Consider the following 12,433-nt stretch of genomic DNA (forward strand, 5'->3'; position numbering starts at 1 on the left):
GTTGTTTCTGCGGTCTGGCCGCTATCATTCGGCGTATCTTCCAGGAGTTCACTCGATGCTCAACGGCCTATGGCTCAGCTTTTTCGTGGTCGCTACGGTATCGGCGCTTTTCCAGTGGCTGGTGGGCGGCAATGCCGGGATCTTTGCGGCCATGGTGGAAAGTATCTTTGCCATGGCCAAGCTGTCGGTCGAGGTGATGATTCTGTTGTTCGGCACCTTGACCCTGTGGCTGGGATTCCTGCGCATCGCTGAAAAAGCCGGCATCGTCGACTGGCTGGGCAGGGCGCTGGGACCGCTGTTCAAGCGCCTGATGCCCGAAGTGCCGCCCGGGCATCCGGCACTGGGGTTTATCACCTTGAACTTCGCGGCCAACGGCCTGGGCCTGGACAATGCCGCCACGCCCATTGGCCTCAAGGCCATGCGGGCACTGCAAGAACTCAATCCAAGCCCGACCAGCGCGAGCAATGCGCAAATCCTGTTTCTGGTGCTCAACGCCTCGTCCCTGACCCTGTTGCCGGTGACGATCTTCATGTATCGCGCTCAGCAGGGCGCAGCCGACCCTACCCTGGTGTTCCTGCCGATCCTGCTGGCGACCAGCGCCTCGACGCTGGTAGGCCTGCTCTCGGTGGCCTTCATGCAGCGCTTGCGACTGTGGGACCCGGTGGTACTGGCCTATCTGGTACCCGGGGCGTTGATTCTGGGCGCGTTCATGGCGTTGCTGGCGAGCCTTTCGGCTGCAGCGCTGGCGAGTTTGTCCTCGATCCTCGGCAATCTGACGCTGTTCGGGCTGATCATGCTGTTTCTGGTGATTGGCGCGCTGCGCAAGGTCAAGGTCTACGAGGCGTTCGTCGAAGGGGCCAAAGAGGGCTTCGATGTCGCCAAGAACCTGCTGCCCTATCTGGTGGCCATGCTGTGTGCGGTGGGCGTGTTGCGGGCTTCTGGTGCGCTGGATTTCGGCCTGGACGGAATTCGCCATGTGGTCGAGTGGCTGGGCATGGATACGCGCTTTGTCGATGCGTTGCCGACGGCAATGGTCAAGCCGTTCTCGGGCAGTGCGGCGCGGGCCCTGTTGATCGAAACCATGCAGACCCAAGGGGTGGACAGCTTTCCGGCGCTGGTCGCCGCGACGGTGCAGGGCAGTACTGAAACCACCTTTTATGTGCTGGCCGTTTACTTCGGCGCCGTGGGCATCCAGCGTGCCCGCCATGCAGTGGGTTGTGCCTTGCTCGCCGAGTTTTCGGGCGTAGTGGCAGCGATCGCGGTGTGCTACTGGTTCTTCGGTTAATCCTCAAACTACCGATGGCAAGACGGCTTCCACAGGTGTTGTGGGGGCCGGCTTGCCAGCGATAAAGGGCTCAGCGTTGCGCCTGCCCTTGCTGCACCACCCACTGCACCACTTGCGGCATCAGCGTGTCAGCGGCCTGGCCAAAACCTGCAACAACCCCCGGCACCATCGGATTGCTCAGTGGCTGGCGTGCTTCAAAGCGCCTGGACGCCAGCACCCGCTGATCGCTGCTGCGCACCAGCCGGGCGTTGTACTGAATCAGCACCTCGGGGCTTTTACCGTTATAGCGGGTCTGGAACGCCAGTAACTCTCCGCCTAACTCGTAATCGGCCTGCAGGTTGCTGTCGTCGGTGCTCAGCCCCTGAATCCGGCCATCCTGCAAGAACGCATCGAGCAAGCGATTGCGCAGCAGCACAGGCGCCGGATCGCTCCAGCGCGCGCCTTTGTAATTGCTGATCAGATTGCCCTCGGGCACCACCGCAATGTTCTGGCTGTTCAGCGCGTTGCTGGCCATCGGTTTTTCGAGTCGCAGCGACCAGTTAACCGGCGCGCCACGGCTGGCGGCGAGCGGCGCCTGGGCATAGGGCAGCCAATACACGTCAACCTGCTCGGGCTTGGGCAATATCGAACAGGCGCTGAGCAGGCTCAGACTGGCAGCCAGGACGATTGAACCTGCCAGGCGATAAGTACGGGTCATGGCGTGAATTCCTTGTTCTGTTCGCGGCCCAGCAGGTAACCGCTTGGATTGGCTTCCAGGCGCCGCGAAATCGAGCGTAATGTGCCGAGGGTTTCGCGCAGCTCATTGACGGCCGGGCCCAGCTGATTGAGGCCCTGCAGGCCGCTGTTGAGCGACTGTTCATTGTTGTTGATCAACAGATTGATGGTTGCAGTGCTCTGTTGCAGCGACTTCATGGCCTGTTCGGCACTGCTGAACATCTGCTGGCCCTGGTTGCTCAACATGCCATTGGCGTTGCGCATCAGTGCGGTGGTTTGCTCCAGGGTGCCGCTGGCCTGTTTGCTGACCTGGGCCAGCTGTTTCATCATCTGGCTGATATCGTCACGCTGGCTGGCAATGGCAGAGGTGGTCTGCTCCAGGTTTTCCAGAGTCTTGCCCACACGGTTGACGTTGTCGTGGGAGAACAGGCGGTTGGCGTTATGCAGCAGGATGTTGATATTGGCCAGCATGTCATTGCCATCGGTGAGCAACCGGGCAATCGGGGAGGGGGTGGCCACGATGGTGGGTAGTTTGCCGTTTACACCTTTGAGGTCCGGGCTGTTCGGGTCGCCACCGCTGAGCTGGATGATCGAGGTGCCGGTCACGCCCGTCAGCGCCAGCTTGGCCTTGGTGTCGACCTTGACCGGGGTGCCGGCGGCCAGACGAATCCGGGCCAGTACGCGGCGCGGGTCCTTGTCATCCAGACGCAGTTCTATGACATCGCCGACCTTGATCCCGTTGTATTGCACCGAGCTGCCTTTGGACAAGCCACTGACAGCCTCGTTGAATACCACTTCGTAATCCTTGAAGGTGCTGTCCATGCTGGCCTTGGCCAGCCACAGGCCAAACAGCATGGCCCCGACTATGACCAGAACGCTGAACAGGCCGATCAATACATGATGGGCACGGGTTTCCATGTTATTGCTCCTTGATCTTGGTTGCCGCTTCGTATGCAGCGCGGCCGCGGGGGCCATGGAAATATTCATGAATCCACGGGTCGTCGTAGTCTTCGACCTGCTTGATAGGGGCGGCCACCAACACCCGTTTTTGCGAGAGCACCGCTACCCGGTCGGTGATGGTGTACAGCGTGTCCAGGTCGTGGGTCACGAGAAATACGCTCAGACCCATCGCGTCACGCAAGGTCAGGATCAACTGGTCAAACGCCGCTGCGCCAATGGGGTCCAGCCCGGCGGTAGGTTCATCCAGAAACAGAATGTCCGGATCCAGTGCCAGTGCCCGGGCCAGTGCCGCGCGCTTGATCATCCCGCCTGACAGCATGGACGGGTATTTGTCAGCGGCGGACAGGGGCAGCCCGGCCAGCGCCAGCTTTACGCACGCCAGATGCTCTGCATCGGGGCGGCTCAGCCCCGCGTGTTCGATCAGGGGCAGGGCGATGTTTTCCGTCACGGTCAGCGAAGAAAACAGCGCGCCGCTCTGGAACAACACGCCAAAACGCCGCTCAATCTTCGAACGCGCCTCTTCCGGCAGGCTTAACAGGTCCTGGCCGAACACCCGGACCTGGCCTTCAGTCGGTCGCCTTAGCCCGACAATACTGCGCAACAGTACCGACTTGCCGGTGCCGGAGCCGCCGACCACGCCGAGGATCTCGCCCTTGTACACATCCAGGTCGAGGTTCTCGTGCACAGCCTGGCTGCCAAACCGGTTACACAGACCCCGTACTTCGATTATCGCCTCGCGGGGCGCTTGCATTGGCCCACTCACCAGCCCATCTCCATAAAGAACAACGCGGCCACGGCGTCGAGGACGATCACGATAAAGATCGATTGCACCACGCTGGACGTGGTGTGCTCGCCCACAGATTCGGCGCTGCCGCTGACTTTAAAGCCCTCAAGGCAGCCCACTGCAGCGATCAGAAAGGCAAAGAACGGTGCTTTGACCATGCCCACCAAAAAGTGCTGAACGCCGATATCGGAGTGCAACAGCGATATGAACATGTCGGGGGAAATGCCCAGCGAGACCACGCACACCACCGCGCCACCGAGGATGCCGGCCATCATGGCCAGAAAGGTCAGCAGCGGCAGCGCGATAAGCAGTGCCAAAACCCGTGGCAGCACCAGCAAATCCATGGGGTCGAGGCCCAGAGTGCGAATAGCGTCGATCTCTTCGTTGGCTTTCATCGAGCCGATTTGTGCCGTAAAGGCGCTGGCCGTCCGGCCTGCCAGCAGGATGGCGGTGAGCAACACGCCAAACTCGCGCAGGAAGGAGAAGGCAACCAGATCTACGGTAAAGATCCCCGCACCAAAGTTGGCCAGCACCGTGGCACCGAGAAAGGCCACCACCGCGCCCACCATGAAGGTAAGCAACACCACAATCGGCGCGGCGTTGAGGCCGATCTGCTCGATATGCGCCACCATGGGGGTAATGCGCCACTGTTTTGGCCGGAACAGGTTGCGCGCCAGGGTTTGCAGAATCAGCCCGATGAAGCCCAGCAGCTGCAGCGAGTCTTGCCACAGCTTGTAGACCGCGCCGCCGATACGGCTCAACAACAGGATGCAGATGTTCTGCTGGGGGACTTTGACCGGCACACAGAAGTCGCGCAGTGAGGCGTAGACCGTTTGCAGCAGGGCACGGTCAGCGGCGGGAAGTTTATGTGCGGTGTCGGTCAGCTGGCTGACGCGTTCGGCGCCCAACAGATCCACCAGCAACGACGCCCCTGCAGTATCGATGCTAGACACTTCATCCAGATCAATTGCGGTTTGAGCATCGTACTGACCGGCCAACTGCTCGGTCTGCTGTTTGAGCCGGGTGTAATGGGCCAACGTCCAGTCGCCGCTGATACGCAGCCGCGCCGGATTGCTGGAAGTGTCTAGTTGGGCATTGCCCGCCATGGCCGTAATAATCGTAAGCTCCCAGCTAAATACGCTTGAACGTAGACCTTATGTAATAGCACAGTCCTGTAAAACTGCGTCAGTTTGCCTGAACATCGGTCCCCGGGGATTGATCTGGGTTAACCCGAAAGCGCAACACGCCAATCAGTTGCCCGTCTTCGGTGATCACCCGTACTTGCCAGCGTCCCTCGGGATTCGGCGGGAAGTTCTGTTTGTGGGTCCAGGCGCGATAGCCTTCTTTGCGTCCCCCGTGAATATCCAGCGCGATACGGTCGACTTCCTGGCCGTTGAGCTGCCACACATGGTAGATCCGTTCATTCAGGCCACGGGGTGCGTTGATCGAGGTGTAGGCATACAGACCCCTGCTGCGCAGTTCGCTAACGCTGATCTGCTCAACGCTTTCGCCCGGCGTGCGGTCCTGCAATTGGGTGGTCACCGCGACCTCGGTCATCCATAGCGTTGCAGGCGGTACCCACGAGCGCAGCAGCCAGCCGGTGCCCCCCAGTGTCAGTACGATCAAGGGCAGCACCAGCCAGCCGCGCCAGGTCTTCAGCGGCAGGCTCACGGCCAGACTCGGGATTGAAAGCAGTACCGCGGTGCCCAGCGCCAGCTTGTAGCTCTGGGAGGTGGTCAGGTTGAGGATGATCGGCAGTGCCGTCAGCAGGGCCGCGAACAAGGCCAGGGTGTGCATTGCCAGATACAGCCAGCGCCTGGGTGCCAGCCAGCGGTAGTACAGCGGGTCGGTGATGGTCACCAGTGCCGCGGCACCCAGCAGACCGGTAAACACCAGCTGTCCGCTGTTCCAGGTGGTGGTAATGAAGAAGAAGGGCAGGACAAAAAACAGGCTTTCCTGATGAATCATCTGCGTTGCATAACGCAGCAACGGCGGGGGGATTTCGCGTTTGAACACGCGGCTGAACAACTGGGTGAAACTGTTTTCCAGCATCAGCCAGACCCAGCTCACCAGCAGGATCACGGCGATCCAGCGGGCCATGCCTTGCTGGCGGTCCACCAGAATGAAACTGCCCACGCCCGAGCAAAAGCCAAATGCCGCGATCAGCCCCGGATAGCGCTTCATTAATTCAAGGATGCGCTGTACGTAGTGGTTCCAGTTCGGCATTCGGCGGTTCACATTCTGTATAGGAAATATCCTCGACAGAATAGCGTTTTAGAGGACCCAGCGTCCGGGATGTTTACGCCCCCGCAGCCCGAAACAGGTGGGAGCTGGCAAACCAGGCTCCCACTGCGGTTCAGCGCACGCTGCTGTCGAAGCGGCTCACGTCAGTCAGTTCCAGTACCAGTTCATCGCCGACATTCAGCGGGCCAACGCCTGCCGGGGTGCCGGTCATGATCACGTCGCCGGCTTGCAGCGAGAAACAGGCCGCCATGTGCTGGATCATCGGCACGATCGGATTGAGCATCAGCGCGCTGTTGCCGTCCTGGCGCACTTCACCATTGATGCTCAGGCGGATACCGATGTCGGCCAGATCAGCGAAGGTGCAGCTCGGTACGAACGGGGCCAGCACGCAGGCGCCATCGAATGATTTGGCGATTTCCCATGGCAGGCCCTTGCCTTTGAGCTCGGCCTGCTTGTCGCGCAGGGTCAGGTCCAGTCCGGGCGCGAAGCCGGAGATAGCATCCAGCACTTCCTCGCGGCTTGGTTTGTTGGACAGGGCCTTGCCGATCAGCACCGAGATTTCTGCTTCGTAATGCACCGAACCGCGCTCGGTGGGGATCGCAAAACCACCGTCCAGAGCCACGACACAACTGCCCGGTTTGATAAACAGCAGGGGCTCGGTGGGGATCGGGTTATCCAGCTCTTTGGCGTGCTCGGCATAGTTGCGTCCGATGCACACCACCTTGCCGATTGGAAAGTGAATCCGGGTACCGTCGACATACTGGTGCTGATAGCTCATGGACCGCTCCGCTGGGGATTCAAGGGTGAAACCAACCCTGCAGGAGCCAGCGCTAAAGCTCACTCCTGCAGGGGGCATTGTTAGTTAAATCGCAAAAATCTTGCCCGGGTTCATGATGCCGTTCGGGTCGAACACGGCCTTGAGCGCTTTCATGTACTCGATTTCGACCGGCGAGCGGCTGTAGGTCAGGTAGTCACGTTTGGTCATGCCCACGCCGTGTTCGGCAGAGATGGAACCGTTGTACTTCTCGACGGTTTCAAATACCCACTTGTTCACCGTCGCACACTTGGCGAAGAACTCGTCCTTGCTCAGGTTTTCCGGCTTGAGGATGTTCAGGTGCAGGTTGCCGTCGCCAATGTGGCCGAACCAGACGATTTCGAAGTCCGGGTAGTGTTCGCCGACGATGGCGTCAATTTCCTTTAGAAATGCCGGGACTTTCGATACGGTGACCGAAATGTCGTTTTTGTATGGCGTCCAGTGGGAAATGGTTTCGGAGATGTATTCGCGAAGTTTCCACAGATTTTGCAGCTGGGTCTCGCTCTGGCTCATCACGCCATCCAGCACCCAGCCCTGCTCCATGCAGTGCTCGAAGGTTTCCAGCGCGGCATTGGCCACTTCTTCAGTGGTGGCTTCAAATTCCAGCAGGGCATAGAACGGGCAATCGGTCTCGAACGGCGAGGGTACATCGCCGCGGCCCATCACTTTGGCCAGAGCCTTGTCGGAGAAGAACTCAAAGGCTGTCAGATCCAGCTTGCTCTGGAAGGCGTGCAGCACGGGCATGATCGAATCGAAATCGGCCGTACCCAACACCATCGCCGTCAGGTTTTTCGGCGCACGGTCCAGGCGCATGGTGGCTTCGACCACAAAACCCAGGGTGCCCTCGGCGCCGATAAACAGTTGGCGCATGTCGTAGCCGGTGGCGTTCTTGATCAGGTCCTTGTTGAGCTCGAGCACATCGCCCTTGCCGGTCACGACTTTCATCCCCGCCACCCAGTTGCGGGTCATGCCGTAGCGGATAACCTTGATCCCGCCGGCATTGGTGCCGATATTGCCGCCAATCTGGCTGGAGCCGGCCGAGGCAAAATCCACCGGGTAGTACAGGCCGTTTTCTTCGGCCAGGTTCTGCAGATGCGCGGTGACCACACCGGGCTGACAGACCACGGTGCGGTCCGTCAGGTTGATGTCCAGCACCTGGTTCATGTAGTCAAACGACACCACCACTTCGCCATTGGCCGCCACGGCTGCCGCCGACAAACCCGTACGGCCGCCCGACGGTACCAGGGCGATCTTGCGCTCATTGGCCCAGCGCACAATGGCCTGTACTTGCTCAGTGGTTTTGGGGAACACGATGGCCAGCGGGGCCGGGGCGAAATGCTTGGTCCAGTCCTTGCCAAAAGCGTTGAGGGAGTCAGCGTCGGTCAAGACCTTGCCAGGCTCTACCAGGGACTTTAGCTCTTCAATCAAGACTGGATGGGTCATCAACAGAACTCTCGAACAATTCATGGTCATCCTGAGAACGCTTCACGTCGCAGGTATGGGTGTTTAGCGGGGCGCTTATGCTAGCATACGACCCCCCCGTAGAATCGAGCCGTAGGACGATTCTCGGTGCCGGTCTTCACGCCGGACAGGTCAGCTCTCGCTGTCCATTCCCTGCCATTTTTTCTCTGGGACACAGGTTTACGCAGATGAGCAAGACTTCTCTCGATAAGAGCAAGATCAAGTTCCTTCTTTTGGAAGGCGTCCACCAATCCGCTGTTGAAGTACTCAAGTCTGCCGGTTACACCAGCATCGAGTACATCACCAGTTCCTTGCCTGAAGCCCAGCTGAAGGAAAAGATCGCTGATGCCCACTTTATCGGCATCCGTTCTCGTACCCAGCTGACCGAAGAAGTGTTCGATTGCGCCAAGAAACTGGTCGCTGTTGGTTGTTTCTGCATCGGCACCAACCAGGTCGACCTCAACGCTGCTCGCGAACGCGGTATCGCTGTTTTCAACGCGCCTTACTCCAACACCCGTTCGGTGGCCGAGTTGGTGCTGGCTGAAGCGATCCTGTTGTTGCGTGGCATCCCTGAGAAAAACGCTTCCTGCCACCGCGGTGGCTGGATCAAAAGTGCAGCTAACTCCTTCGAAATCCGGGGCAAGAAACTGGGTATCGTCGGTTATGGCTCGATCGGTACGCAATTGTCGGTACTGGCCGAAGGCCTGGGCATGCAGGTGTTCTTCTATGACACCGTGACCAAGCTGCCGTTGGGTAACGCGACCCAGGTTGGCAATCTGCACGAACTGTTGGGCATGTCCGACATCGTGACTCTGCACGTACCTGAAACCGCAGCCACCCAGTGGATGATCGGCGAGAAAGAAATTCGCGCCATCAAGAAGGGCGGGATTCTGATCAACGCCGCACGTGGCACCGTGGTTGAGCTGGACGCCCTGGCTGACGCGATCAAGGACAAGCACCTGATCGGCGCCGCTATCGACGTGTTCCCGGTTGAGCCGCGCTCCAACGACGACGTGTTCGAAAGCCCGCTGCGTGGCCTGGACAACGTGATCCTGACCCCGCACATCGGCGGTTCCACCGCTGAAGCGCAAGCCAACATCGGTCTGGAAGTGGCAGAGAAGCTGGTCAAGTACAGCGACAACGGTACTTCGGTATCGTCCGTGAACTTCCCTGAAGTTGCCCTGCCGGCTCACCCTGGCAAGCACCGTTTGCTGCACATCCACCAGAACATCCCGGGTGTGATGAGCGAGATCAACAAGGTCTTCGCCGAAAACGGTATCAACATCTCCGGCCAGTTCCTGCAAACCAACGAGAAAGTTGGCTATGTAGTGATCGACGTCGACGCCGAGTCTTCGGACCTGGCGCAAGAGAAGCTGCAAACCATCAACGGCACCATCCGTTGCCGCGTTCTGTTCTAAGACGCGGGTCAATAAAAAGGGAGACCCTTGGGTCTCCCTTTTTTATGCGCGGTAAAAACTACTTCACATTGACGGTGATTTTTTTCGAAACCACGGCAGGCTCAAACGGTACGTGGTTTTTGTCGCCCAGTTCCAGTTGCAGGGTGTGCTTGCCCGGGGTCAGCGTTACTTCGGTTTCGACCTGGCCTTTGCCGAAATGCACGTGGTTGGCGTCTGCCGGGATTGGCATGGCGGCGGCAGGCAGCTTGTCGACATCGATCAGCAGATGGTGGTGGCCAGTATTTGCGGTCTGGTCGCCAGCCGGTGCAATGGCGACGTTTTTGGCGCCGAACTTGACGGTGAAGGTTTTATCCACAGTGGCGCCGTCAGCGGGGGAGACGATGAATACTTCGGCGTCTTTAGGTGCCGGGGTAGTCGGCATGCCGGCAGCCGTGGCCATGACCGAGGCGCCCATCAATACAGAAGCCAACGCAACACGAGACAATAGAGCTTTCATTTTTTTCTCCGTTTTTTACAAAATGCTCAGGCTTAGGACAACTTTGAGCGGATCTGTTGTCCAACGCCGCAATTGACCAACATAAAGCAAAGCGGACGCCAGTTGCGAATCGCTTGCATCAAATTCAAAGGAGTGACCATGCGTTTTCTGCCGGGCCTGATGCTTTTACTGCCATTGGCGAGTCCTTTTGTCCAAGCCGAATTGATCGACGATGTGAATGACCGGGGCGAACTGCGTATCGCCCTCGAGGCTGACCTGCCTCCCTTCAGCTTCAAGCAGGACGGTCGTTTGACCGGTTTCGACGTCGAACTGGGCGAGTTACTGGCCAAGGAGCTGGAAGTGACTCCCTCGATTCTCATCACCGACAGCAATGACCTGCTGCCGGGCGTTGAAAGCGGTAAATACGATGTAGCAATCAATCACATTGCTTTGACCCCGGAACTGCAGGATCGGTTCGATTTCAGCGAGCCTTACAGCTATACCGCTGCGCAGTTGATCGTGCGGCAGGAAGAACAGCGTTCGCTCAACACCCCGGGCACCCTCAAGGGCCAGCTCTTAGGCGTAGCCCAGGGCAGCCAGTTTGTCGAGCAGGTGCGTACCGGTCAGGCAGGGGAAGTGCACAGCTACCCGGATGCCCATCAGTCATTGGTGGCGTTGGTGAACAAACAACTGGATGCAGCGGTCAGTGACCGTTTGCTGACCCCGTATGCGATTCGCGATAGCCGGTTGCCGGTGAAGGAAGGTGCAACCATGGGGCCTGTAGTAGCGCTGGCGATTCCCTTCCAGAAGGGCAATCCGGCGTTCCAGACCAGCCTGGACAATGCCTTGCAGCGGATCAAGGCCGATGGTCGCCTCAAAGCCCTGTCGCAAAAATGGTTCGGTCTGGATGCCACCAAGCCCTGAGGCAGCCCCGGGCCCTGCAGGTGCTGGCTTGCCAGCGATGCAGGCGACCGGTGTTGATCCTGTCGCCCGCAAGCCGGCAGGGTCGTGGGCCCTATTCGCGCAACCCCTTCACATCTGCTGCCTTCACATCCCCACCTTTATTGCCCCAGCTGGTGCGGATGAAATTGACCACGTCAGCGACTTCCTGATCCGACAACCGCCAGTCAAAAGCCGGCATGGTGAAGGTCGACGGCGCCGTATGGGTTGCCGGCAGCGTCCCGCCTTTGAGCACGATATGAATCAGCGACGTCGGGTCGTCTGACAGCAGCACCGGGTTCCCCGCCAACGCCGGGAAGACCCGGGTATAACCGTGCCCGTCAGTGCGATGGCAGGCAGCGCAGTTGTCGATATACACCGCCGCACCGCGCTTGCTGTCATCGCCGTTCCACAAGGCATCGGCGACTGCCGGATCGTATTGATGCGGCATGTCCGCCGCGTCCACTGCCGGCAGCGATTTCAGGTAGCGGGCAATGGCTGTCAGATCGGCTTCGGACATGTACTGCATGCTATGCACAATCACATCGCTCATGCCGCCAAACACCGCACTGCGGTCACTGCGACCGGTCTTCAGAAACTGCACCAGTTGTTCTTCGTTCCAGCTGCCCAGGCCATCTTTGTGGTCACCGCGCAGGTTCTTCGCAATCCAGCCTTCCAGCGGTGCGCTGCCTGACAAAAACGCGCTGCTGTCGCCCGCACTCAAGGCTTTTTCCTGCATGGTCAGTGCCCGTGGTGTATGGCATGCACCGCAATGCCCAAGGCCTTCCACCAGATAAGCACCGCGGCTCACTACAGGGTCTTGCCCGGTAACCGGGGTGAAGTCGGCAACGGCCGGTGCGAACGTCCAGCGCCACATCGCCAGCGGCCAACGCATGCTCAGCGGCCAGGGAATATCGACCGCCTTGTTTTCTTGCGCGACAGGTTTTACCCCGTTCATGAAGTAGGCATACAACGCCTGCATGTCGGTTTCAGTGACCCGGGCGTAGGACGGATAAGGCATGGCCGGGTACAGGGTGTCGCCATTTTTGGCGATGCCATGGCGTACGGCCTTGTCGAAATCGTCAAAGCTGTAGGCGCCGATGCCGCTTTTGTCCGGGGTGATGTTGGTTGAATAAATCATGCCAATCGGGGTTTCCATTGGCAGCCCGCCGGCGAACGGCTTGCCATCCTTGGCCGTGTGGCATGCCACGCAGTCACCGGCACGGGCCAGATATTCACCTTGCTTGATCAGCGTCTGCTGATCTTCCTGCGCGGCCACTGCCGAGAAACTGCCCAGCAGGGCCAGGGTCGCGATAACAATTGCTTTCATGCTCATCGC

General features: G+C 59.3%; 12 protein-coding genes. 3 read left to right on the forward strand and 9 right to left on the reverse strand.

Features of this window, described 5'->3' with window-relative positions; all coding sequences use genetic code 11:
* Positions 1–55: 55 nt before the first annotated feature.
* A complete protein-coding gene (locus JQ848_RS00835; protein WP_202210186.1) occupies positions 56–1,285 on the forward strand; it encodes a nucleoside recognition domain-containing protein in 1,230 nt (409 codons plus the stop codon).
* Positions 1,286–1,355: 70 nt separating this feature from the next.
* On the opposite strand, the gene JQ848_RS00840 is transcribed toward JQ848_RS00835, so the two are convergent.
* The 7 genes from JQ848_RS00840 to JQ848_RS00870 form a co-directional block, all read right to left on the reverse strand.
* The gene (locus JQ848_RS00840) at positions 1,356–1,982 is read right to left on the reverse strand and encodes an ABC-type transport auxiliary lipoprotein family protein (protein ID WP_161719174.1); all 627 of its coding nucleotides are present in this window, start codon (positions 1,980–1,982) and stop codon (positions 1,356–1,358) included.
* Positions 1,979–2,917, reverse strand: a complete 939-nt coding sequence (locus JQ848_RS00845; RefSeq protein ID WP_003437645.1) for an MlaD family protein — start codon at positions 2,915–2,917, stop codon at positions 1,979–1,981. Before JQ848_RS00845 ends, JQ848_RS00840 begins: the two co-directional genes overlap by 4 nt.
* Position 2,918: 1 nt before the next feature.
* On the reverse strand, positions 2,919–3,710 hold the full coding sequence (locus JQ848_RS00850) for an ABC transporter ATP-binding protein (RefSeq protein ID WP_003437642.1): 792 nt from the start codon (positions 3,708–3,710) through the stop codon (positions 2,919–2,921).
* Positions 3,711–3,718: 8 nt separating this feature from the next.
* Positions 3,719–4,849: an ABC transporter permease gene (locus JQ848_RS00855; RefSeq protein ID WP_003437638.1), complete on the reverse strand. Its 1,131-nt coding sequence runs from the start codon at positions 4,847–4,849 to the stop codon at positions 3,719–3,721.
* 79 nt (positions 4,850–4,928) lie between these two features.
* Entirely contained in the window at positions 4,929–5,969 is a 1,041-nt protein-coding gene (locus JQ848_RS00860) for a DUF5924 family protein (protein WP_003437635.1), read from the reverse strand.
* A 130-nt stretch (positions 5,970–6,099) separates the two neighbouring features.
* A complete protein-coding gene (locus JQ848_RS00865) occupies positions 6,100–6,765 on the reverse strand; it encodes a fumarylacetoacetate hydrolase family protein (protein WP_010656776.1) in 666 nt (221 codons plus the stop codon).
* 84 nt (positions 6,766–6,849) lie between these two features.
* Entirely contained in the window at positions 6,850–8,244 is a 1,395-nt protein-coding gene (locus JQ848_RS00870; protein WP_003437628.1) for an FAD-binding oxidoreductase, read from the reverse strand.
* A gap of 206 nt (positions 8,245–8,450) precedes the next feature.
* On the opposite strand from JQ848_RS00870, the gene serA reads away from it, so the two are divergent.
* Positions 8,451–9,680 carry a phosphoglycerate dehydrogenase gene (gene serA, locus JQ848_RS00875; RefSeq protein ID WP_003437626.1) on the forward strand — a complete coding sequence of 410 codons (1,230 nt, stop codon included), beginning with the start codon at positions 8,451–8,453 and terminating at the stop codon, positions 9,678–9,680.
* A gap of 58 nt (positions 9,681–9,738) precedes the next feature.
* Here the strand turns inward: serA and JQ848_RS00880 are convergent, their stop codons facing one another.
* Positions 9,739–10,176, reverse strand: a complete 438-nt coding sequence (locus JQ848_RS00880) for a DUF4399 domain-containing protein (protein WP_003437624.1) — start codon at positions 10,174–10,176, stop codon at positions 9,739–9,741.
* 138 nt (positions 10,177–10,314) lie between these two features.
* Between JQ848_RS00880 and JQ848_RS00885 the strand changes: the two genes are divergently transcribed.
* The gene (locus JQ848_RS00885) at positions 10,315–11,079 is read left to right on the forward strand and encodes a transporter substrate-binding domain-containing protein (RefSeq protein ID WP_003437621.1); all 765 of its coding nucleotides are present in this window, start codon (positions 10,315–10,317) and stop codon (positions 11,077–11,079) included.
* A gap of 91 nt (positions 11,080–11,170) precedes the next feature.
* Here the strand turns inward: JQ848_RS00885 and JQ848_RS00890 are convergent, their stop codons facing one another.
* On the reverse strand, positions 11,171–12,424 hold the full coding sequence (locus JQ848_RS00890) for a cytochrome c (protein WP_003437619.1): 1,254 nt from the start codon (positions 12,422–12,424) through the stop codon (positions 11,171–11,173).
* Positions 12,425–12,433: the final 9 nt, after the last annotated feature.

This window comes from Pseudomonas paraversuta, from assembly GCF_904067025.1.
Classification (GTDB): Bacteria; Pseudomonadota; Gammaproteobacteria; order Pseudomonadales; family Pseudomonadaceae; genus Aquipseudomonas; species Aquipseudomonas paraversuta.

Bases quoted from the DNA above. Each gene is read 5' to 3' on its own strand.
- JQ848_RS00860 (WP_003437635.1), bottom strand. From the start codon at position 5,969: ATGCCGAACTGGAACCACTACGTACAGCGCATCCTTGAATTAATGAAG.
- JQ848_RS00890 (WP_003437619.1), bottom strand. From the start codon at position 12,424: ATGAAAGCAATTGTTATCGCGACCCTGGCCCTGCTGGGCAGTTTCTCG.
- JQ848_RS00885 (WP_003437621.1), top strand. From the start codon at position 10,315: ATGCGTTTTCTGCCGGGCCTGATGCTTTTACTGCCATTGGCGAGTCCT.
- JQ848_RS00845 (WP_003437645.1), bottom strand. From the start codon at position 2,917: ATGGAAACCCGTGCCCATCATGTATTGATCGGCCTGTTCAGCGTTCTG.
- JQ848_RS00840 (WP_161719174.1), bottom strand. From the start codon at position 1,982: ATGACCCGTACTTATCGCCTGGCAGGTTCAATCGTCCTGGCTGCCAGT.
- JQ848_RS00850 (WP_003437642.1), bottom strand. From the start codon at position 3,710: ATGCAAGCGCCCCGCGAGGCGATAATCGAAGTACGGGGTCTGTGTAAC.
- serA (WP_003437626.1), top strand. From the start codon at position 8,451: ATGAGCAAGACTTCTCTCGATAAGAGCAAGATCAAGTTCCTTCTTTTG.
- JQ848_RS00880 (WP_003437624.1), bottom strand. From the start codon at position 10,176: ATGAAAGCTCTATTGTCTCGTGTTGCGTTGGCTTCTGTATTGATGGGC.
- JQ848_RS00865 (WP_010656776.1), bottom strand. From the start codon at position 6,765: ATGAGCTATCAGCACCAGTATGTCGACGGTACCCGGATTCACTTTCCA.
- JQ848_RS00870 (WP_003437628.1), bottom strand. From the start codon at position 8,244: ATGACCCATCCAGTCTTGATTGAAGAGCTAAAGTCCCTGGTAGAGCCT.
- JQ848_RS00835 (WP_202210186.1), top strand. From the start codon at position 56: ATGCTCAACGGCCTATGGCTCAGCTTTTTCGTGGTCGCTACGGTATCG.
- JQ848_RS00855 (WP_003437638.1), bottom strand. From the start codon at position 4,849: ATGGCGGGCAATGCCCAACTAGACACTTCCAGCAATCCGGCGCGGCTG.